Origin of the sequence: Acinetobacter soli, from assembly GCF_018139125.1 — a bacterium.
Classification (GTDB): Bacteria; Pseudomonadota; Gammaproteobacteria; order Pseudomonadales; family Moraxellaceae; genus Acinetobacter; species Acinetobacter soli.
In genome coordinates, this window is the sequence record NZ_CP073241.1 from 729,200 (window position 1) to 750,432 (window position 21,233).

19 protein-coding genes are annotated in these 21,233 nt (G+C 40.9%); 7 read left to right on the plus strand and 12 right to left on the minus strand.

Annotated elements, in window-relative coordinates; all coding sequences use genetic code 11:
• Positions 1-96 precede the first annotated feature (96 nt).
• Positions 97-1,026 (plus strand): LysR family transcriptional regulator, encoded by a 930-nt coding sequence (locus KCV09_RS03285; protein WP_212515518.1) that lies wholly within the window; start codon positions 97-99, stop codon positions 1,024-1,026.
• A gap of 258 nt (positions 1,027-1,284) precedes the next feature.
• Here the strand turns inward: KCV09_RS03285 and KCV09_RS03290 are convergent, their stop codons facing one another.
• The 8 genes from KCV09_RS03290 to KCV09_RS03325 all read right to left on the minus strand — a co-directional run bounded on the left by KCV09_RS03290 (position 1,285) and on the right by KCV09_RS03325 (position 9,680).
• Positions 1,285-1,896, minus strand: coding sequence for a superoxide dismutase (locus KCV09_RS03290; RefSeq protein ID WP_212515519.1), 612 nt, complete (start codon positions 1,894-1,896; stop codon positions 1,285-1,287).
• Between the two features lie 168 nt (positions 1,897-2,064).
• Complete coding sequence (ychF, locus tag KCV09_RS03295) at positions 2,065-3,156, minus strand: redox-regulated ATPase YchF (protein ID WP_212515520.1); 1,092 nt, start codon at positions 3,154-3,156, stop codon at positions 2,065-2,067.
• Between the two features lie 99 nt (positions 3,157-3,255).
• Positions 3,256-3,915 carry a methionine ABC transporter permease gene (locus KCV09_RS03300; protein WP_004937092.1) on the minus strand — a complete coding sequence of 220 codons (660 nt, stop codon included), beginning with the start codon at positions 3,913-3,915 and terminating at the stop codon, positions 3,256-3,258.
• A complete protein-coding gene (locus KCV09_RS03305) occupies positions 3,896-4,963 on the minus strand; it encodes a methionine ABC transporter ATP-binding protein (protein ID WP_212515521.1) in 1,068 nt (355 codons plus the stop codon). The genes KCV09_RS03300 and KCV09_RS03305 overlap by 20 nt, the downstream gene beginning before the upstream one ends.
• 10 nt (positions 4,964-4,973) lie before the next feature.
• Entirely contained in the window at positions 4,974-5,807 is an 834-nt protein-coding gene (locus tag KCV09_RS03310; protein WP_212515522.1) for a MetQ/NlpA family ABC transporter substrate-binding protein, read from the minus strand.
• Positions 5,808-5,822: 15 nt separating this feature from the next.
• The gene (locus KCV09_RS03315; protein ID WP_048766591.1) at positions 5,823-7,235 is read right to left on the minus strand and encodes an LLM class flavin-dependent oxidoreductase; all 1,413 of its coding nucleotides are present in this window, start codon (positions 7,233-7,235) and stop codon (positions 5,823-5,825) included.
• Positions 7,235-8,458: an SfnB family sulfur acquisition oxidoreductase gene (locus tag KCV09_RS03320; protein ID WP_151815941.1), complete on the minus strand. Its 1,224-nt coding sequence runs from the start codon at positions 8,456-8,458 to the stop codon at positions 7,235-7,237. Before KCV09_RS03320 ends, KCV09_RS03315 begins: the two co-directional genes overlap by 1 nt.
• Before the next feature lie 10 nt (positions 8,459-8,468).
• Entirely contained in the window at positions 8,469-9,680 is a 1,212-nt protein-coding gene (locus KCV09_RS03325; protein WP_104124363.1) for an SfnB family sulfur acquisition oxidoreductase, read from the minus strand.
• A 378-nt stretch (positions 9,681-10,058) separates the two neighbouring features.
• Here KCV09_RS03325 and KCV09_RS03330 point away from each other — a divergent pair, with 378 nt between their 5' ends.
• The 5 genes from KCV09_RS03330 to KCV09_RS03350 all read left to right on the plus strand — a co-directional run bounded on the left by KCV09_RS03330 (position 10,059) and on the right by KCV09_RS03350 (position 14,676).
• Positions 10,059-10,823, plus strand: coding sequence for a glutathione S-transferase family protein (locus KCV09_RS03330; RefSeq protein WP_048766597.1), 765 nt, complete (start codon positions 10,059-10,061; stop codon positions 10,821-10,823).
• A 581-nt stretch (positions 10,824-11,404) separates the two neighbouring features.
• Positions 11,405-12,298 (plus strand): transporter substrate-binding domain-containing protein, encoded by an 894-nt coding sequence (locus tag KCV09_RS03335; RefSeq protein ID WP_004937109.1) that lies wholly within the window; start codon positions 11,405-11,407, stop codon positions 12,296-12,298.
• 98 nt (positions 12,299-12,396) lie between these two features.
• On the plus strand, positions 12,397-13,239 hold the full coding sequence (locus tag KCV09_RS03340) for an amino acid ABC transporter permease (RefSeq protein ID WP_004937110.1): 843 nt from the start codon (positions 12,397-12,399) through the stop codon (positions 13,237-13,239).
• A 2-nt stretch (positions 13,240-13,241) separates the two neighbouring features.
• On the plus strand, positions 13,242-13,919 hold the full coding sequence (locus KCV09_RS03345) for an amino acid ABC transporter permease (protein ID WP_004937112.1): 678 nt from the start codon (positions 13,242-13,244) through the stop codon (positions 13,917-13,919).
• A 13-nt stretch (positions 13,920-13,932) separates the two neighbouring features.
• Complete coding sequence (locus KCV09_RS03350; protein WP_004937114.1) at positions 13,933-14,676, plus strand: amino acid ABC transporter ATP-binding protein; 744 nt, start codon at positions 13,933-13,935, stop codon at positions 14,674-14,676.
• 347 nt (positions 14,677-15,023) lie between these two features.
• On the opposite strand, the gene KCV09_RS03355 is transcribed toward KCV09_RS03350, so the two are convergent.
• Entirely contained in the window at positions 15,024-16,454 is a 1,431-nt protein-coding gene (locus KCV09_RS03355; RefSeq protein WP_171497730.1) for a DcaP family trimeric outer membrane transporter, read from the minus strand.
• A gap of 403 nt (positions 16,455-16,857) precedes the next feature.
• On the opposite strand from KCV09_RS03355, the gene KCV09_RS03360 reads away from it, so the two are divergent.
• On the plus strand, positions 16,858-17,328 hold the full coding sequence (locus KCV09_RS03360; RefSeq protein ID WP_004937117.1) for an Lrp/AsnC family transcriptional regulator: 471 nt from the start codon (positions 16,858-16,860) through the stop codon (positions 17,326-17,328).
• A 33-nt stretch (positions 17,329-17,361) separates the two neighbouring features.
• Here the strand turns inward: KCV09_RS03360 and KCV09_RS03365 are convergent, their stop codons facing one another.
• The 3 genes from KCV09_RS03365 to KCV09_RS03375 all read right to left on the minus strand — a co-directional run bounded on the left by KCV09_RS03365 (position 17,362) and on the right by KCV09_RS03375 (position 21,173).
• Positions 17,362-18,111 (minus strand): YebC/PmpR family DNA-binding transcriptional regulator, encoded by a 750-nt coding sequence (locus KCV09_RS03365; protein WP_004937118.1) that lies wholly within the window; start codon positions 18,109-18,111, stop codon positions 17,362-17,364.
• Between the two features lie 147 nt (positions 18,112-18,258).
• Complete coding sequence (locus KCV09_RS03370; RefSeq protein WP_039910046.1) at positions 18,259-18,819, minus strand: 1-acyl-sn-glycerol-3-phosphate acyltransferase; 561 nt, start codon at positions 18,817-18,819, stop codon at positions 18,259-18,261.
• 182 nt (positions 18,820-19,001) lie between these two features.
• Positions 19,002-21,173: a TonB-dependent siderophore receptor gene (locus KCV09_RS03375; protein WP_025095961.1), complete on the minus strand. Its 2,172-nt coding sequence runs from the start codon at positions 21,171-21,173 to the stop codon at positions 19,002-19,004.
• Between the last annotated feature and the right edge of the window lie 60 nt (positions 21,174-21,233).

Here is a 21,233-nt window from a genome sequence, read left to right on the forward strand (position 1 = left end):
CTTAAATCAGGCATCTTTTGTAACTGCAACTTTATTAGAGTGATAAATAAAGATAAATTAACCGAATGGTAATTTATTTATTACATCAGAGAATAAATGCGACATTTTGATTCGGTCCAATTGGCCAGTATAGAATTGTTCTGTAAAGCGGCAGAGCTGGGAAGTTTTACTGCTGCGGCAGAAGGTTTGGGCATTACACCGGCTTCGGTCAGCCGTTCTATCGGACGCTTGGAAGCAAGGCTCGGTGTGCGCCTTTTTGCGCGAACTACACGTAGTATTAAGCTAACGTGTGAAGGGGAGCTTTATTATCAACACTGTCAGCAGGCACTGGAGCAAATTTCAGAAGTAGAGCGCATGATTACAGGCGATCAGCACAGTCCAAGTGGTACATTAAGGATTAGTGTTGGAACACCGTATGCTCATTATCGGCTTCTGCCTCTGCTGCCTAAATTTCAGGCAAAATATCCACAAATTGAAATTGAGCTAAATATCTCCAATCGAGTCATCGATTTTGTGGAAGAAGGTTTTGATCTGGCCATTCGTTTGGGTATTCCCAAAGACTCCCGACTCATTGCGCGTACGCTTGAAGATGCAACCTTGGGCGTTTTTGCTGCCCCTGAATATTTACAACAGTATGCTGAACCCAAAACGGTTGCAGCGCTTGATCAGCATCAGTGCATTCAGTTTATTCTGCCCAGTACAGGCCGCGCCATGCCATGGATTTTTAAAGATAGCCACGGCAATGATTTCAATTACGGCTTTAAAAGTCGTCGACGGGTTTATGATGATGTTATGGGGTGTTTGACATGGGCAAAAGCAGGAGGTGGTTTGTTTCAGATTTATCACTTTATCGCACAACCAGCAGTTGAGCGCGGCGAATTGGTTGAGGTACTTACCACTTTAACGCCTAGGACTCGGCGCTTTTCTATTTTGTATCCACAAAATCGGCACATGTCTGCAAAAATCCGTATATTTGTAGATTTTTTAATGCAGGAAATTGCAGCACTCCAGCATCATGTATCATGAAAATTTGCATAGCTAAGCTATTCTATTACGCCTTCTTTTAAATTGAAGCTATAAAAGCTGGACTGCATGATGTTTTATTGCATTTTGAAGCAGCATAAACAAATCGCAATCCAGCACAGAGGATCAATCGCTCACACTAAACGAAGAATTAAAATTACCAGTCCTGTGATTAAAATCAAAATACCAAGCAGCAATCGAAACACATGAAAAAGGGGCATTTCATACAGACCTGTAGTTGTGTACAAATGAGTTAACTCCTTATTTCAATGTATCCTGATAACGACGATTGACTTCATCCCAATCAATCACTTGATAAAATGCCGCGATATATTCAGGGCGACGATTTTGATACTGTAAATAGTAAGCGTGTTCCCAAACATCTAGACCCAAAATAGGCGTGTTGCCATGCATGAGTGGTGAGTCCTGATTGGCGCTGCTTTCAACCACCAGCGTTTTTTGTGGTGTCACACTGAGCCATGCCCAACCACTGCCAAAGCGAGATAACGCGGCTTTGGTAAAAGCCTCTTTAAATGCATCAAAGCCACCTAATTGTTGTCGTATTGCATCGGACACAGGGCCATGGGGTTCACCACCACCTTGAGGGCTCATGATCGTCCAAAACAGACTGTGGTTGGCATGACCGCCAGCATTATTGATCACTGTATGTTTTAAATCGCTTGGCACCTCATGCACCTTTGCAACCAAATCTTCAACTGACAGTTTTTCCCATTCAGTGCCTTCAATCGCAGCGTTGATATTATTGATATAAGTTTGATGATGCTTGGTGTGATGAATCTGCATCGTTTTGGCATCGATATGCGGTTCAAGTGCGTCATAGGCATAATTCAGTGCAGGTAAGCTATAGGCCATGGGGTGTTGTCCTTTGAGATATTTTAAGTCGTTCTTTCCATATGAGTTTAGGCGATGGATTAGAATATGTAAATATATTGATAATGATTATCATTGTAATTATTATTTAATAAGTGTTTGTAAATTTAAAAAAGGCCAGCATGAGCTGGCCTTTTTTGAACGAATATTTTATACGTTAAAACGGAAATGCAGCACATCACCGTCTTGAACAACATAGGTTTTACCTTCAAGACGCCATTTACCCGCTTCTTTGGCACCTGCTTCTCCGTTGTAGTGCACAAAGTCGTTATAGGCAACACATTCTGCACGAATAAAACCTTTTTCGAAGTCGGTATGAATCACACCGGCTGCTTGAGGTGCAGTCGCACCTACTTTTACGGTCCATGCACGTACTTCTTGTACACCGGCAGTGAAGTAGGTTTGTAAACCAAGTAGGGCATAACCTGCACGAATTACAACGTTTAGGCCTGGTTCTTCCATTTCCATAGCTTCTAAAAATTCGGCACGGTCTTCATCTTCTAGCAATGAAATTTCGGCTTCAATCTGGTTGCATAGCGGCACGACAATCGCATTTTCTTCTGCTGCTAATTTTTTAACGGCATCAAGATGCGGGTTATTTTCAAAGCCATCTTCAGCAACGTTCGCAATATACATGGTTGGTTTTAAGGTCATTAAACCAAAGCCACGAATCAGTTTACGCTCATCATCGCTTAAGTCGGCTGCGCGTGCTGGCTTGCCTTCATCTAACAATGGCTGAATTTTTTCTAGCACGGCTTTAGTTGCAAGTGCTTCTTTATCACCACTTTTTGCAACTTTGGTCAAACGAAGCAAAGCTTTTGCTACAGTGTCTAAATCGGCAAGTGCAAGTTCGGTGTTGATAGTGGCAATATCGTCTAGTGGATCGATTTTGCCATTCACATGAATGACGTTTTCATCTTCAAAACAACGTACCACGTGCGCAATTGCATCAGTTTCACGAATATTTGCCAAAAACTGGTTACCCAAGCCTTCACCTTTCGATGCGCCCGCAACCAAACCAGCAATATCCACAAACTCCATTGTAGTTGGAATAATACGTTGTGGTTTTACAATTTCTGCAAGTTTATCTAGGCGTGCATCTGGAACAGGAACAATCCCGGTGTTTGGTTCGATGGTACAGAACGGGAAGTTTTCTGCTGCAATCGCTGCTTTGGTCAATGCATTAAAAAGCGTTGATTTACCGACGTTTGGTAGACCCACAATACCGCAATTAAAACCCATGAAATGACTCACAAAAAGTGTAATGTAAAAATTGAGGCTGATTTTACATGAAAGCCATGACAAAGTCAGGTCATGGCGAAGTGTGAATCATAAAGAAGTTTAGATTTTGCGTTTATCGAGCTGGTTGGAAAGCGCATCACCTGTGGCTTGTATCAGCATCACCAATACAATCAAAACTAAAATAACGGCAAACATAATGGTGAGATCAAAACGCTGATAGCCATAACGATAAGCGATATCGCCTAAACCACCTGCACCAATGGCACCTGCAATTGCCGAAGAATTAATCATGGTAACCACAGTAACGGTAAAACCCGCCACGATGCCAGGCATGGCTTCTGGTAGGAGTACATGCCAGATGATCTGTTTGCGATTACAGCCGATGGCCTGTGCAGCTTCAATCAGGCCCTGATCGACCTCGCGCAAACTAACCTCGGAAATGCGCGCAAAGAAGGGGATTGCAGCCAGTGTAAGTGGAACAACAGCCGCCCACACACCATAACTGGTACCGACAATCCAGCGCGTTACTGGAATGAGCGCCACCATTAAAATTAAAAAGGGAATGGAGCGTGTAATATTAATGACCCAGCCAATGGGCTGATTAATTTTAATAGAAGGATAGATCCCATGTTCAGAGGTCATCACCAGTAAAACGGCGAGCGGTAAACCAATCAAAAATGCCAGTAAAGCGGATACGCCTACCATCAGTAAGGTATCCAGTGTACCTGTAAGCAATAAATCAAGAAGTTGGTTGTGCATAGCCAATCACCTCCACATCAAAAACAAAATGAGACAGTTGTTTTAGTACCTGTGCATCAAAAGCTTGCTCTGGTATGGCTAAAATTAATGTGCCAATTAAGTGATCCTGAACAGTATCGACATGGCTCTGGTACAAAGAAGTATGCGACCCGAGTAATCCCAGTAAATCTGTTAAGTTTGGTGGATGCTTAAGATCGGTTTGATAACGAACTTTAATGATTCGATGCGTTAAGTGATCTTGTGGCGCTTCATAAAGCGTAAAAGGTAAATTGAGTTGTTCAAGATTCAGCAGTTCTTGAGTGATTTTTTGCTTTGGATTTGAAAAAACTGACCAGACCAAACCAGACTCGACAATTTCCCCTTGATCTATAACCACCACTTGATCACAAATTTCACGAATGACCTGCATTTCATGTGTGATCAGCACCACCGTAATGCCTAAATCCCGATTAATCTTTTTTAACAAGGAGAGAACAGTGGCGGTACTTTCAGGATCTAACGCCGATGTGGCTTCATCACAGAGTAAAATTTCAGGATGATGCACCAGCGCTCGGGCAATCCCGACACGCTGCTTTTGCCCACCGGAGAGCTGTGATGGATATTGCCCGGCTTTATGTGCCAGATCGACCAAGCCCAAAACTTCATCGACGCGGCGTTGAATTTCTACTTTATCTAGACCTGCAATTTTAAGCGGTAACGCCACGTTGTCCCACACCGTTTTGGCCGACATCAAATTAAAATGCTGAAAAATCATGCCAATTTTCTGACGCAGATGAATGAGCTGTGCGTGATCAAGTGTGGTTAATTCATCTTGATGAATTTTAATAGAGCCAGAACTCGGTGTTTCTAGTCCATTTAGTGTGCGTAACAAAGATGATTTTCCAGCACCACTTTTTCCAATCACGCCTAAAATTTTGCCTTGTGGAATATCCAGATCAATGGCTTTAAGCGCCTGAACAGTCTGGCCATTCGATGTATAGCTTTTATTAAGCGCACGAATTTGAATATGTGGCGGTGAGAAATCGACCTGCGATCCAAAACTAACCATGATTAACCTCCTAGACCCAACCTGGGAACCAAAGTTTTGGTCCAATGTCTTCATCGATGGCTGCTTTTACCGCCGGTGAATTTTGATAAATCTCAATAAATTTTTTCAGCTTACTGTCTTTATCTTCATAATCATCTCGGACCACAAACAAGATGGCATAACGTTTATTGGTTGTGTCGTCTAAAAGTAGGGCACTATTTGGATCGGCTGTTTTAGCCAAACGCAAATAGTGTGGATAGCCAAATGCCAAGTCGACATCATCAATTGCACGTGCAGTTTGAGGGCCTTCAACTTCAATAAATTTCAGATTTTTTGGATTAACTGTGATATCACTTAGTTTAGACAAGTAATTGTTTGGATCTTTAAGCTGAATCAGTTTGGCTTGCTGCAGTAAGAGCAAAGCACGCCCTTGATTGACTGGATCATTCGGAACCACAACACGTGCATTTTGCGGTAGTTCATCCAGTGACTTATATTTTTTGGAATATAATCCGACGTGAGATGCTGCGCCCACACCAAAAGCTTTGAGTTTATAACCACCTTCTTTAATTGCATTGCTTAGAAAAGGCTGATGTTGAAAGAAATTGGCATCAATGTCGCCATTATTTAAAGTGATGTTTGGCGTATTCCAGTCGGAAAACTCAACCAGCTTGACATGAATCCCTTGTTTTTCAGCTTCTTTGGCTGCCGCTTGCAGCGGGTGAGCAAAAGGAGGGCTAATACCGATCACTAACTCTTGATGCTGACTTTGTCTATTCTGATTCCAGATTACAAGTCCAATAATTAAAACGACAAATAATGCCCCAAGAATAATGAGTTTTTTTGATGAAGATGACTGTGCCATCGAAGACTCCAAGAATTATGCTGTAATTTTTTCGTGTTGATTTAAATTGAATGAACGTGTGGAAGGTGAACATCGATATTGCTCGACGGGATGCGTCGACGGAAGCAAATCGCCGTGTCCTGAAATTTTTTGACGTAACGAGCCTTCGTTATATGCAGTTTTAAAACGGCCTCGTTGTTGCAGCTCAGGAATCACGTATTGAATAAAGTCATGATGTGACTCTGGTGCGACGGTACGCGTTAAATTGAATCCATCTGCGCCGGTTTGATCGACCAGCTCAATCAGTCGTTTTGCCACGTCTTCACCACTGCCAACAATCAGTGGGTAACGCCCACCTAAAACGTGTTGATCTTTTAAATCCTGAATGGTGATTTGTTGGGTTTTAAATTTTTCATTTACCGAAGCGATGCTGTTACTTTTTTGATAGGCAACCACCTCATGATCGGCATATTTCGATAGGTCGATACCGACCGAACTTGCATAATGGGCAAGCCCAGCTTCGGCAGAAGCATAGCGAAGATATTCCGCCAGTTTATCTTGTGCTTCAGCCGTTGTTTCGGCAGTGACCACGGTAATGCCGACAAAAATCTTGATATCGTCTGGATGGCGCCCATGCTGTTTGGCGCGCTCACGAATTTTATCGACATTTTGTTTGATCTTGTCGGGTTGGTCGCCACCAATAAAAATGCATTCGGCATGAGCAGTTGCAAAGGCCATTCCTCTTGAAGAGGCGCCTGCTTGAAACAACACTGGCGTGCGCTGCACCGAAGGTGCAACTTGAAATACACCTTCACTTTGATAAAACCGCCCAGAGTGATGAATCGAATGTACCTTGTGTGGATCTGTAAAAACTCGATGTTGTTTGTCCTTGAGCAATGCATCGGACTCCCAAGAGCCTTCCCAGTATTTGTAGCAGAGTGCTAAAAACTCTTCTGCCTGATCGTAGCGCAGATCGTGATCTTTAAGCGCAGACTGCCCAATTAAGCGTTGCGCACTATCTAGATAGCCTGTAACAATATTCCAGCCAATACGCCCTTGCGTGAGATGGTCGAGTGAAGCAAAGCGCCGTGCAAACTGATAGGGCGTTTCGTAGCTCAAATTCACCGTAACCCCAAAGCCTAAATGTTGTGTGACGGCTGCCATTGCCGAGACCAACGTCGTTGGGTCGTGGCTGGGGAGCTGAATTGATTCTCTTAACGTGAGATCGATATTGTTTTGATAAACATCATACACCCCTGTGATGTCGGCTATAAATAAGCCATCAAATAATCCGCGTTCGAGTGTTTGTGCCAGTTCTGTCCAGTAACTCAGCTCATTAAATCGATGCGACTGATCACGCGGATGAGTCCATAAACCATGATTGATATGGCCGACACTGTTCATGTCAAAAGCATTCAGTAAAATGTGTTTGTGTGTTTTATTTGTCATTACAATGTCCCTCGTCGTGGAGGAAAAATTTGATTCAATGCATAATTGCCAATAAAAAAGTATTTCCAGCGCGCAGCATCATGTAGCGTGTGTACCCGTGCATTACGCCAAAAACGGTCGAGTCCATCTTGACGCTGACTACCACGACTCCCTGCAAGTTCGATCAGTTTCGAACTGGCTTTAAGTGCGGTTTCAGTACTATGCGCTCTGACCTTCGCAACCGCCAATGAAGCTAATGCAACATGCTCTGCTGTGGTGTCTAAACGTGCCGTATCGATTGATTGAGCTGCACGTTTGAGTAAGACTTCACTTGCTCTTACATCAATTGCAATACGTCCAACATCGTAAATGGTGAGTGGGTCCTGAGCCGCGGTATCAACATTTGAATCAATCCAAGGACGGGCTTTATGGACGCGCTTTAGCGTTTCTTCGAACGCGGCACGGGCAATTCCGACTTCAATCGCGGCATGCATGATTTGTGCAAAAGGGCCAACCAGTGTCGGGTGATCAAAGGCTACATCAAAGGGAATAACATCGTCATAAGCAACAAAAACACGATCAAATTTTACCGCACCACTGCCTGTCACACGTTGTCCAAAGCCACTCCAGTTATCAACAACGCTCAATCCCTGACTTTCACGTTTTACAAAAGCCAAGTATTCGCGACCATGCGCATCTATGACCAAAGTTGGAATACGATGTGCAAATAAACTGCCTGTGCAATAGAACTTTTCACCCTGAATCAAATAACCATTCTCGGTGGCTGTAATCGTTGTATGTTTCTGAGCCGCTGTTTTGGGTTTAAATTCTGCAAGTGCATTGCCAAAACGTGCGCCTTGCAATACTTCTTTATAGAGCTTCTGCTTTTGTTGCTCGGTACCAGTATTACGAAGTACCTCAAGGGCATAGAAGTGATTTTGAGGAATCTGTCCAATCGAGCCGTCAACGCCACTAAAAAGTGCAATGATTTTTGCCACTGTCAGGCTAGAAACATCTGCACCGCCAAAGCGTTTTGGTACGGTAATTGCCCAAAGGCCAGACTGACTAAATTGCTCAATTTCCTCAAAAGGCAAAATCCGCTCGGCATCACGTTGCACACTTTTTTCTTTAAAACGCTCACTCAATGTGGTGGCAATTGAAAGTGCCTCTGCATCGTCTCGGATAATATGTGCCTGTGTGGAGTTTGATGAATTAAAAGATGCGATTGCTTGATAAGATGTCATGAAGCTCTCCTTAAATCCATGCATGACGTGCAGGGAAGACGCCATTGAGGTAATAGTTGCCAATCGCATGGATTTTCCAGCGCACAGGATCATGCAGCGTATGTACACGGGCATTGCGCCAGTGCTGATCTAAGTTGTGCTGACTTAAACTGGCACGACTACCGCCAAGTTCGAGTAATTTTTCAGAGATCGTTAGTGCTGCATCATTGGCATAGACTTTGGCTTCTGCCACCAAAATAGAGGCGCGGGCAGCCTGTGCATCCGTCACTTCGAATTGTGAATCCAGTTCATCCAGATACTCGGCAGCATCATCAAGTAATGCTATCGCGGCATCAAGTAAGACTTGAAGCTTGCCTGTTTCCTGAATGGTGAAATGTTCTAAACTGGCTTTTTCAACATTGGCATCAATAACTGGGCGCGCTTTTTTTACCGCTGATATAAGATCAGTAAATGCAGCTTCAGCAATTCCGACATCGATTGCGACTTGCATCAGTTGCGAATAGGCACCTCTATAATTTGGAGCTTGTGTCAATAAACGCTCATCAAAAATAAGTGCAGGATCGATGTGTACTTGATTGAGTTTTATCGTGCCACTTGCGGTAGTACGCTGACCAAATCCATTCCAGTCATCTTCAATTTCGATCCCATTTGTAAAGCGATCAACCAATACCAGAACCACATGACCTTCTGGGTGAAGGGCTTTAATTGCCAGCCAATCTGCAAAAATGCTACCCGTAGAATAAAATTTTTCGCCGTTTAAGACCCAAACTTCTCCATTTTGTATGAGCGTCGTATGAACGGTTTTACTGTCTTTACTCTGGCGCTCAGGCCCGCCGTTGGCGAGGCGTTTACCTGCCAGTATTTCGCCAAATACACGTTTTTTTTGTTCTTCATTTCCCATTAAATCAATTAAATTTAACAGGCTGATTTGATTTTGTGGGATTTGGCCAACATTAGAATCGGCTTTACTTAAAATACGAAACACCTGAGCTAAAGTTTTATTTGATACAAAAGCACCACCATAACGTTTAGGAATTCGAATACCGCCAAGGCCTTTTTGACTCAAGTGTTCAATTGCCTCATACGGCAAAATACGTTGTTGATCTCGTATGTTTCGGTTTACAAGTGCTTCATCAGCAACTTGATAGGCCGCGTTTAATGCTTGTTGGTCGTTTTTAAGAATGTGAACCGAGCGTTTAGATAATGAACTTAACTCAGACATATTGATACCCTTATTTGATATCAATACTTTAGGTAAAATTCTGTGCTTTTTTAAACGATGTATTTGTCAAAACTAATCGATAAAAATGCTAAATTTTATTTCAGCTAAGAAAATCACTTTTTCATATTTAACAAGTTTTTTAAATTCAATTGCTTATATTAATTCATCTATTAAATTACATCTTAAATATCTATTTTTATCGATCCACTTCATATGCTTTGAATAAAAAATCATAGTTTTCATATCGCGGCAATAGGTGATTTAGACAGAGATTTGGCACAAAAAGTACATTGTTTTAAAGCGCGCTTAATTCTAAAGTAACAAGGCAAAACAATGTTTTTTACATTTGGTTGACTAAAAAAATAATTTGGAGTTTTTATGCGGGTTTTATACCAGTTCCCTTTGTCTCATTACTGTGAGAAAGCTCGCTGGTTACTGGATCACAAAGAGCTTGATTATGTTGCTCATAATTTGATTCCTGGTTTTCATCGTGCGTTCGCACAGTTAAAAACAGGTCAAAATAAGCTACCCATTCTAAAAGATGATGCAAGATGGATTGCTCAATCGACTCCGATTGCACTGTATCTTGACGATACTTACCCTGAACATTCCTTGCTGAGAAAAGATCCTGCACAACGACGCGCAGCCTTAGAAATTGATCAACTTGCAGACGAGCTTGGGATTCATGTTCGCCGTTGGTCATTGGCACATGCGTTGTCTTACAGTGATGAACCGATTGAAATCATGATGGGCGAGCAGGGCTACTTGCGTCAATTTGAAAAATTTTCAAAACCAATTCTTAAGACTCTGGTCAAAAAAAGTTACGAACTCGAACAAGATAAAGTTGCCCAGTCTAAGGCGCGTCTAGATGAGCTTGTACTACTACTTAATGATCGTTTAGTCGAAAACTACGGACGCTATATGGTAGGTGATCGTCTTGGATTAGCTGATATAGCGGTATGTGCCATTTTGGCGCCTTTACTGCATCCAAATGGTACACCTTGGGAAGTGGAAAATACTGAATTTCATTCGCCCGAACTCGATACCTATAAAACCTACCTGCTAAGTTTGCCTTTGGGGCAATATGTACAACGAATTTATGAAACCGAACGAAATGCCAGAGTGGATTGGCGTGGTATGTAATGCCAATCCAAGAGGGCACATCAAAAATAACGAATTTTCACTGAGTTAAAGATTTAAACGTTTGAATACAAAATCAATAATATTTTTGTATTCAATCATTTGTACGCAAATGATTTTGCTTTGTGCTGCTTAATAAGCTTAGCTTAACAATGATTGAAATTTATTTTCATTATTTTATTTTGTGATGATGGTTTTTTTGATATTTCGTTCACTTTATATGCAAAAAATGCATAGATTCAAAATGATGCATGCTGAATATAGCCGGCACTAAAAAGATGCAAATAATTTAATTTAATGTGACTTAAATCACATTTTTTTGAAAATAAAACTTTAAAAAAAAGATTTTGGCGTTAAAATAATCTAAAGCAATCAAAGCTAAGACTAAAGTCTAGCGAAAAACTCTATGAAGTGCTTTCAATTAGGATAAGAAAGCATGTAAAAATAGTGGAATCGGTCGATGATAAGCAACAATTAAAAGTTGGCTTGATAATTGCTTTAAATGAAAGGAGAGCTATTTTTTAGGTAGGTTGAATAATATACAACTGTCTTAAAATTTAGCGAAATATAATCAAGGAGTTTTTATGAAACATTCTGCAACCTCACTAATTGTATCGGCATTGATGATTTGTACAGTTGGAGGAGCAACTCAGGTTCAAGCTGCGGATACTTTGGCTAAAATTAAAAGCAGTGGAAAAATTATTATTGGACACCGTGAGTCATCGGATCCTATTTCCTATGTTGTCGCAGGTAAACCAGTGGGTTATGCGGTAGATATTTGTAATGCTTTCGCAAACGACATCAAGAAAGAGCTTAAAATGCCGAATTTGAAAGTCGAATATAAAGCAGTTACATCGTCTACACGTATTCCAGAACTTCTTGCAGGCAATATCGACATGGAATGTGGTACAACCACTAACTCCAAACAACGCCAACAGCAAGTAGGATTCTCTACAAACTACTACGCAACAGAAGTGCGTATGGCAGTGAAAGCAAATTCAGGTATTAAGAGTTTGGCTGATCTGAACGGTAAAGCTGTCGTGACTACTCAAGGCACAACGTCAGACAAATACATCAAAATGAATGAAAAAGGTCAGTCTATCAATGTGCAAAACATTTATGGTAAAGACCACGCAGACTCATTTTCAATGATGGCATCTGGTCGTGCAGCAGCATTTGTGATGGACGACAATATTTTGGCTGGTTTGATTGCAAAATCATCTAACCCGAAAGAATTTGCAATTGTTGGCCCTGTATTATCTTCTGAGCCATATGGCATCATGATTGCAAAAGATGATCCGAAATTCAAAGCGGTTGCGGATCGCACCGTAACTGGTATGTGGAAATCAGGTCAAATGGATAAACTTTATAAAAAATGGTTCCAGTCTCCAATTCCACCTAAAAATACCAATCTAAACATGGCACAAAGTGCTTCTTTCAAGAAATTGAAAGCACATCCGACTGATGAAGGCATTTAAGCCCTAAAACTCTTTTGATTTGCAGCTAACCATTTTGCATACAGTAACTTGTGTACTGTATGCATGCTGTATTTTTAATATTTTAAAAAGGGGCATTTATGTCAGTCGGCTCATTAAACTGGACTGTATTCTGTGCTGAATCGAACGAATTTAGTGTCGAAAAAGCAGCTTGGGCGGAATCGGTCTGTAAAGCGATAGGCAGCTCAAGTTATTCTCAATACGCCGATGCACCAACATGGCTTCAAATGTTAGGTTCAGGTGTTTTAACCATGATATGGACTGCAATTGCTGCATTCTTTATCGCATTCTTTTTGGGTTCTTTACTTGGAATTATACGTACCTTACCTAATAAGCCATTGGCTTTGATTGGTGATACGTACGTTGAGATTTTCCGTAATATCCCACTGATTGTTCAACTTTTCTTTTGGGCTTTCGTTTTTCCTGAACTTTTACCAGCCACACTTAGCTCCGGGAGCGGAGAAGTTGTTGCCGGCGGATGGTGGAAAAACCTGCTGAATGATCATCCTGCGGTTATTGGTGTTTTTGCACTCGGTTTATATACTGCTGCGCGTGTATCAGAGCATATTCGTGCCGGAATCAACACGGTATCACGTGGCCAAAAATTTGCAGCATCTGCAATGGGTTTTACCACAGGCCAAAGTTATCGTTATGTGATTTTACCCGTTGCTTATCGCACGGTATGGCCGACGATTACGTCTGAAGCAATGAACGTGTTTAAAAACTCAGCCGTTCTATATGCGCTAAGTGTACTCAATTTTTTCGCTTATACCAAAACCATGCGCGAAGAAACATCTCAAGATATTATTATTTTGATTCTTTCAACGCCTGTATACCTGATCATCACTTACACCATCAAATTTATTATGGCGTGGATTGAAAAACGTATGGCAGTTCCTGGCCTAGGTTCGGGAGGGAAATAACCATGGATTTCAGTCTTTTACAATCTCCTGATGTTATCAATGCACTTAAAGAAGGTTTTGTTTTTACCTTAACCGTTACAGTGCTTGCAATGCTAGGCGGTATCATCATCGGTACACCTTTGGCCATGATGCGTCTGTCGAATAACGTTGTCGCAAGTAACTTTGCTAAATTCTACGTGGATCTATTTCGTGGTATTCCACTGATTCAGGTTATTTTTATCTTTTACTTTTTACTTCCAAAAGTATTTGAATTCCAGTCTGATACGTATTGGGGGCCACTGTTTTCGAGTGTCATTACGTTTGCAATTTTTGAAGCTGCGTTTTTCTCGGAAATTGTGCGTTCAGGTATTCAATCCGTTTCGCGCGGACAGGTCAATGCAGGTTATGCACTCGGTTTTACTTATGGTCAATCGATGAAATATGTGGTGTTACCACAAGCATTTCGTAATATGTTACCTGTACTGTTGACCCAAACCATTATTCTTTTTCAGGATGTGTCATTGGTCTATGTAATTAGTGCACCAGACTTCTTAGGTCGTGCCGACACGCTTGCCAATACTTATGGTCCTGAAACAAAAGCAACCTTTTATTTAATTGTAGCAGTGGTTTATTTCTGTAGTTCGTTCTTGCTTTCAAGACTTGTAAAACGATTACAGCAAAAAATTGCCATTATTCGCTAATTGGAGATTTTAAATGCCAATGATAGACATCCAACATATCTCTAAATGGTATGGTGATTTCCAAGTACTCACTGACTGTACAACCAGTATTGAAAAAGGCGATGTGGTAGTAGTATGCGGACCATCTGGTTCAGGTAAGTCAACATTAATTAAAACCGTAAATGCATTAGAGCCAATTCAAAAAGGCGACATTTTTGTTGATGGTACTTCTTTACGTGATCCGAAAACCAATCTTGCAAAATTCCGTTCGCGTGTGGGAATGGTGTTTCAGCATTTCGAGTTATTTCCGCATATGACTGTGCTTGAAAATTTGACTGTGGCACAAGTTAAAGTTTTAAAGCGCTCGAAAGAAGAAGCTCGCAAAAAGGGATTGGGATATTTAGACCGAGTAGGGCTTTTGGCACACAAGGACAAATTTCCAGGTCAGCTTTCTGGTGGTCAGCAGCAACGTGTTGCAATTGCACGCGGTCTTTCAATGGACCCAATTTGTATGTTGTTTGATGAGCCAACTTCCGCACTCGATCCAGAGATGGTGGGTGAGGTGTTAGATGTAATGGTTCAACTCGCTAACGAAGGAATGACCATGATGTGTGTGACACACGAAATGGGCTTCGCGAAAAGAGTTTCAAACCGATTAATTTTCATGGATCAAGGCATGATTCTTGAAGATTGCCCAACATCTGAGTTCTTTGGTAATCTTGATGCACGTCATGAACGTGCCAAATTATTCTTAGACAAGATTCAAGCCATGCATTAATCTGCTTAAAGCACAAGCATTAAAAAAGCCCAGTCAAGTGACTGGGTTTTTTATCTATAAAGTAATTGTGCCAACCTTAAAACAGAATTTTGTTCGCAACTTTAATTTGATTGCAGCTTTTGATCGCTTAGCCAAAACATAAATAAAAATATAAGCGTAGTTAAGAGATTTGATTTGAGTATTAAAGCGCCCATAACGTATACATGAGATAGATGGATCAAAAGACAGTTTAGTTGCAATGATACGTCTTATTTTATAAGTAACTTGATTATCTTTATAGTTTCGTTTTAAAGCGTATTAAAAAACCCTGCATATGCAGGGTTTTTTAGATGCTTGTTTAGCTTAAATTAGAAGCTATACTTCGCCATCAAGTTAAGACGCGAGTAATCGCCTTCTTGATCTTGGAAAGTTTTACGTTGGCCATAAGTATATTCAACACCTAAATCCACGTTTTTCGTAGGAGTGTAGAAACTGTTTACAATAACGTTATAAAGCTGTTTGTTTAATGTCGGAGCTCTTTCTGCAAAAGAGTTATCATCTTTGTACCAGATTGCGCCAGCAGCTAATGTTGAACGTACTTTCGGTGACCATTTGTGAGAATAACCAATTAAGCCCGAGTTAAATTCGCTTTCATAAATTGAAAGATCTGTAGCGTTTGCAGCTGCAGTTGCATTATTTTGGTATGCAACATAAGCAGAGTTGCCATATAGCAAGTAACGATTATCGCCTTTTACGTGGTAATAGTTCGCAAATACTGTATCAGCAGGTGTTAAGCTATATTTACCACCAACTCCGATACCCCAACCAAGCTTGGTTTCATCAACATCATCATTCACAGAAATACGGTTTTCATGGACTAAACCATGAACTTGTACTAACCCTTTCTTATCGGCGGTAGTGTAGTCATATCTTGCTGTCAAAGCTGGTAATCTATTACCTCCAGAACTAGTAGTTTGTTGTACTACTGCACCACCACTATTTTTGAAAACTGTAGTAGCCGAAGCGCTATTGATATTATCAACATCACCACCTTCAACTGCTAATAATACTTTTTGGTTGGCATCGATTGGCTGAGTGTAACGTACTTGTACAGTACGTGTAGAGCCATAACCCATAGGGCCGTTAAAGTCGACTGTTTCTGGTGCTGTGTCAGTGTTAACAAAAGGGGATGTGGTTTGACCAACTAACCATTTTCCAAGAGAGAAGTAAGCATGACGAACACGTAGCGAACCATTACCGTTGGTTGTTCTTGAACTACTGTCTGCTGCAATACCGCCTGCAAAGTCAGCTTCAATTTTACCTGTTAACTCACCTAGATCTGTCGGGCGAGAAAAGTCGAAACCAAAACGAGTTGTCGCTGCAGAAACGTTAAGACTGTTTTTGGTAGCATTTGCTGAATTTAACGGAACAGAGTTAGTATTGTTGTTAATGTTTGGTGATGGGTTACCTTCGAAGTCATAAGTTGCATCTCCACGAATGCTACCGTAAAGTTTAACTTGTGTTTGACCATCAGGTAATGTGAACCAGCCTGGTTTTGCATTACTTGGTGCTTTCGGTGCTGGTGCTGCGGCAACCATTGGCGCTGGAGCTGGTGGTGGAGCCATCACGACAGGTGCAGCTTTTTGCTGTGTAGATAATTGTTGAACCAACTGTTTAAGTTCATTGACTTCTTTACGTAAAGCATCCACTTCAGTGTTGCTCGCTGCGTAAGCAGGAATGGCGAGAGAGGATAGCCCGATAGTACCCATGCTAAGGGCTAAAGTTTTAAGTTTATTCACGATAACTCCGTTAATTATTAAAAAAAGTAAAACTTACTTTTGGGATTTACATAACAAAAAGAATGCCAATTCCTTAAAAATTGTTAATAAACGTTCCCTTTTGTCTAAAAAAACTACTTCAATGTAGCTTCGCTTAATAATCCTGTATTTTATTGTTACAAGTCAATATTACTAAGGTCTAAAAAGAAGCAATATTTTGAAATATTTTACTTAAAGCACAAAAAAGATACTTAACTTTACACTTTCAGGTCAAGGATTGTCTTAGATGAACTTTTTACAAGCTCGTTCGATTTTTTTATATGTAGTTTTCACTGTAAAGTGAATGTATTTTTTGAGAATGCTCAAAACTACAATACAATGGCCAGAAGTCATTAAAATCATGAAAGATAAGTGGGGAGCAGTTATGGAGCTTGATCGTTACGACAAACAGATTCTTGAGATATTGACCCATGAAGACCTCAACCTGAATGAGTTGTCAGAACGGATTAACCTCTCGGTCAGTTCAGTGCATCGACGGATCAAGCATTTAATTGAATCCAAAATTATGAGTAATCTCAAGCGTGATATTAATTTTGTTAAGCTTGGATTTTCTTTACATATTTTGCTTCAAGTTTCTTTAAGCAAACACGATACCGAAACTTTTGATAAGTTTTTAACTGAACTTGAGGATATCCCGGAAGTCACCAATGCGTTTTTGGTCACAGGGCAGAGCGCAGATTTTATTTTAGAACTTGTTGCGCGTGATATGGATAATTACAGTGATATTTTGCTACGCCGGATTGGTAAAATTGATAATGTCGTAGCCTTACATTCAAGCTTTGTGATTAAAGAATACAACGTCTTTAATTGTTATAAGCTACTCAATAAAGTTTAAAAAAACGCACCTGTGCGGTGCGTTTCATATTGTTTAGGCATCGAGTTGAGCCAAAACTTCGTCTGAAAATTCAACGTTTGTATAAACGTTTTGAACGTCGTCCAGATCTTCGAGCATATCGATCATTTTTAAGATTTGTTTCGCTTGGTCGATATCGGTAATTTCAGCTTTGGTCGATGGACTCATCACTACTTCTGCATTGTCCGATTTCAAGCCTGCTGCTGCAAGTGCATCCTGAACATCACCAAAGCTCTCTGGTGTTGTGATGACCAAAATGCCATCTTCTTCCACTTCGATATCTTCAGCGCCCGCTTCGAGTGCGATTTCCATGATTTTGTCTTCTAAACTGACATCTTCAAAGCTGATTTCACCACGCTTGGTAAACAGATACGAAACCGAACCGTTAGTCCCCAAATTACCGTTGGTTTTACTGAAGCAGTGACGAACATCTGGTACTGTACGGTTAAGATTGTCTGTCATGGTTTCGACCAGAACTGCAACACCACCGACACCGTACCCCTCGTAGGTTACTTCGTTCAGATCATCATTGTCTTCACCGCCAGCACCACGCTGAATCGCACGGTTGATCGCGTCACGTGTCATATTTACAGATAAAGCTTTTTCAACGACCGCACGTAAACGAGGGTTGCTGGCTGCATCACCACCGCCTAGTTTTGCTGCAGTTACAATTTCACGAATATATTTTGTGAAAACTTTAGCACGGCTTGCATCTTGTTTTGCTTTACGATGCTTGGTGTTTGCCCACTTGGAATGACCTGCCATGTTGAAATATGCTCCTTACAGATTGGTACCATTACCAGATCAAATTTTTGCAATTCTACCATAAGCATATTTTTTGAAGAAAGTGCCTGATGATAGAGAAAATAATCGATTGGTCAGATAAAAACGTAATAAATACAGCTTTGATCGTTAATTTGATTGTTCTGGAATACAGATATCTAAGCCGACTTTTTCTTTATAAAGTGCCTGAATAAGCTTAAGGTCTGCTTCAAGATTTTCTGGATAAATTTTGCCTAAAATGCCGCCTTCTTTAGTAATAGGATTGGCATACATCAACACAATTGGAACATTTGCCGCACGCGCGATGTGCCAGAAACCAGTACGAATCGGTTTGCGTGTAGAGCCATCTTTTGCTCGCGTTGCTTGAGGCGCAATCACCAGATTAAAACGGTCATTTTGCTCAAATAGCTTGACCATTTGCGAGACGATATCTGATTTTGAATGGCGATCAACCGCAATACCGCCGAGTTTTTCTAAAAGTGGTTTGAGTGGTCCCTGAAAGAGCTCTTTTTTAATCAGGGTATGAATTTTAATTTCTAAAATTTCAAACAAAGCAACTGAGAGTACAGCATCAAGATTAGATGTATGTTCAAATCCAATAATGACCTGCTTATTTTCAAGAATCTCTGGCTCAATGTGATAGCTCCAGCCAGACAATTTAAAAATCATTTTTGCAATTTGCTTTTTCATAAAACTCACGCCCAAATCAGTGCGCATAGTTTAATGTCGTTAAGGTGAAAGACAAGAGATTTTATCTTAAAGTTTGAACACCGAGTGTAAACACACCTCAATTATGAATAAGACATGAATAGACTCGGTATTTAATGTTTGTTTATCCAAAATCACTTTGGAGTGATCTACTGACTGAATAATTAATATTTAAATTTGACCGTAAAGTTAATTTGACGTGGATCACCCAAGGTCACCATATTGGCATTGAGTAATCCTGCATAATAGTCTTTATCAAACAAATTTTTAATCGACAATTGCGCGCCCCAGCGTGTTGCTTCGTAACCTGCTTCGGCATCGTAGAGTAAGTAAGATGGTGTGTGTACATCGAGTCCTTTATACGATTTTGAGCTTTCACCTCGAATGCCAGCACCGACGAACCATCCCGATGTTAAATCAGTCAGATAATAACGTGATGAGAGACTATAGCTATTTTGAGGGACATTATCGAGTGCTGCACCTACATTGCTCGCAACCGAATCTTTGGTAATTTTTGAGTCAAACATATGGCTAAAACTGGCTGTTAATCGCATGCGCTCAATGACGGTGGCACTGAGCTCTGCTTCAATACCACGGGTTAATTGCTCGCCATTAAGCACGTAAGCAGAGGTATTATTCGGGTCGCTGACTGCAACGTTTTGACGACGTAAATCGTATAAGGCCAGACTCCCTTGAATCAACTGGTTCGGGCTTTGTAGTTTTACACCAATCTCAGCCTGCTGACCTGTTTCGGGTGCCAGAATGCTGCCATTGACATCGGTACGCGTATTCGGAAGAAAAGACGTTGCATAACTGGCGTAAGGAGCCACGATATCATTAATGCTGTAGAGCAGCCCCACATTTCCGGTAAACTTGTTATATGAGTTTCGGTCGGTCAGTCCTTTGGCTGCAATTCCCGACTTTGAAACATTTTGCGTTGATACCTCGGCCCAGTCTTGACGTCCTGCAAGGCTGAGTACCAGTTGATCTGTTAGGTTAATACGATCACGCACATATAAACCGCTATAGCGTAAACGGTTAATATCTTCGGTACTATTTGTTGCTACATATTTAACTGCTTGCCCATACACAGGGTTGTAAACGTTTAAACTTCCTGTGGTATATCGATCATTGATATAATCGTCTTTTGACTGCATTGCATCGATACCAATGCTGAGATCATGCTGCATACCCAGTAAATTAAACGCGCGCTGGAAGCTGTTATCTAATGAGTAAGTCAGCGTATCATGACTTTGATAACGCCCGTTATTGGTTCGATTGAGTGTGGTATAAGCAGGTGTGGTATTGACCCAGAAGTTTGTACCGGTTTGTGTAAACACAACCCGACCAGTCGATTTCAGTTGCTGAACCGCTGCATTTTGATTAAATGTCCAGCCGTTATCAAACTTGTATTTATAATTCCAGCCAGTGCGGTAAACATCTGCTTCATACCCACCAAAAGTTGGCTCACCTAAATATAAGCTTCGGTCAATCGCGCCATTCGGATTGGATTTTAAGGTGCCAATCACTGGTAAACCTTGTTGACGTAAATATTCTCGATGTTGATAGCTGGCAATTACCGATAGTTCGGCTTTATCGCCCAAATCGAAATTATAAGAAGGCGAGATATAAAAGTTTTTAAAGTACACATAGTCGGTTGGATCGTCTTGATCGGAAACACGACCTGTCAGTCTGAATGCACCTTTTTCAGTTTGCTTTGGCGCATAGTTCAAATCAAATGTGGCTTGTTTGAAGTTGTAGCTTCCGTAGCTCAGATCAGCAGTTGCAAAATTTTCGGCTTGTGGACGTTTCGTCACTAAATTGACCATGCCACCTGGTTGCACCAATCCAAAGTTCACAGACGCTGGCCCTTTAATGACCTGAACTTGATCCATACCAGATAAATCGACTGCAACACCATCTAAGGGTGACTGGCTTTGTCGAAGTCCATCGATATACACTTGATCAGACGAATTTTGACCACGAATAATAAAATCGTCCCATCCTCTACGCCCTAAATAGCCAGCACTGACCCCAGCAACACCATTGATGGCTTGTGAAAGTGTAGTTGCTTGCTTTTGATCGAGTTGTTCTCGCGTAATGACACTAACAGATTGCGGGGTTTTAAATAACGGTGCATCAGATTTCAGTGCTGAACTTGCTTGGGTTGCAGCATATTTTTTCTGATTCGAATCTGCCTGTAATGAAATAGTGGGTAAAATATTTGAAGATGTAGCAACATCTGATTGCGTTATTTCTTCTGCCCAAGCACTTGTAGATAAACCCGTAAAAAGAACGATATAGATTGCATGCGATAAACAATTCAATTTGTGCATGATGATGCTCAGGCAGTCGCTGTTAAAAATGATTCTTATTATCTTTATTTCGATTTGATT

Excerpts from the sequence above, each read along its gene's own strand:
- KCV09_RS03335 (WP_004937109.1), top strand. The coding sequence starts at position 11,405 with ATGAAACATTCTGCAACCTCACTAATTGTATCGGCATTGATGATTTGT.
- KCV09_RS03300 (WP_004937092.1), bottom strand. The coding sequence starts at position 3,915 with ATGCACAACCAACTTCTTGATTTATTGCTTACAGGTACACTGGATACC.
- KCV09_RS03310 (WP_212515522.1), bottom strand. The coding sequence starts at position 5,807 with ATGGCACAGTCATCTTCATCAAAAAAACTCATTATTCTTGGGGCATTA.
- KCV09_RS03340 (WP_004937110.1), top strand. The coding sequence starts at position 12,397 with ATGTCAGTCGGCTCATTAAACTGGACTGTATTCTGTGCTGAATCGAAC.
- KCV09_RS03290 (WP_212515519.1), bottom strand. The coding sequence starts at position 1,896 with ATGGCCTATAGCTTACCTGCACTGAATTATGCCTATGACGCACTTGAA.
- KCV09_RS03375 (WP_025095961.1), bottom strand. The coding sequence starts at position 21,173 with ATGCACAAATTGAATTGTTTATCGCATGCAATCTATATCGTTCTTTTT.
- KCV09_RS03320 (WP_151815941.1), bottom strand. The coding sequence starts at position 8,458 with ATGACATCTTATCAAGCAATCGCATCTTTTAATTCATCAAACTCCACA.
- KCV09_RS03365 (WP_004937118.1), bottom strand. The coding sequence starts at position 18,111 with ATGGCAGGTCATTCCAAGTGGGCAAACACCAAGCATCGTAAAGCAAAA.
- KCV09_RS03285 (WP_212515518.1), top strand. The coding sequence starts at position 97 with ATGCGACATTTTGATTCGGTCCAATTGGCCAGTATAGAATTGTTCTGT.
- KCV09_RS03345 (WP_004937112.1), top strand. The coding sequence starts at position 13,242 with ATGGATTTCAGTCTTTTACAATCTCCTGATGTTATCAATGCACTTAAA.
- KCV09_RS03305 (WP_212515521.1), bottom strand. The coding sequence starts at position 4,963 with ATGGTTAGTTTTGGATCGCAGGTCGATTTCTCACCGCCACATATTCAA.
- KCV09_RS03315 (WP_048766591.1), bottom strand. The coding sequence starts at position 7,235 with ATGACAAATAAAACACACAAACACATTTTACTGAATGCTTTTGACATG.
- KCV09_RS03360 (WP_004937117.1), top strand. The coding sequence starts at position 16,858 with ATGGAGCTTGATCGTTACGACAAACAGATTCTTGAGATATTGACCCAT.
- ychF (WP_212515520.1), bottom strand. The coding sequence starts at position 3,156 with ATGGGTTTTAATTGCGGTATTGTGGGTCTACCAAACGTCGGTAAATCA.
- KCV09_RS03370 (WP_039910046.1), bottom strand. The coding sequence starts at position 18,819 with ATGAAAAAGCAAATTGCAAAAATGATTTTTAAATTGTCTGGCTGGAGC.
- KCV09_RS03325 (WP_104124363.1), bottom strand. The coding sequence starts at position 9,680 with ATGTCTGAGTTAAGTTCATTATCTAAACGCTCGGTTCACATTCTTAAA.
- KCV09_RS03330 (WP_048766597.1), top strand. The coding sequence starts at position 10,059 with ATGCGGGTTTTATACCAGTTCCCTTTGTCTCATTACTGTGAGAAAGCT.
- KCV09_RS03350 (WP_004937114.1), top strand. The coding sequence starts at position 13,933 with ATGCCAATGATAGACATCCAACATATCTCTAAATGGTATGGTGATTTC.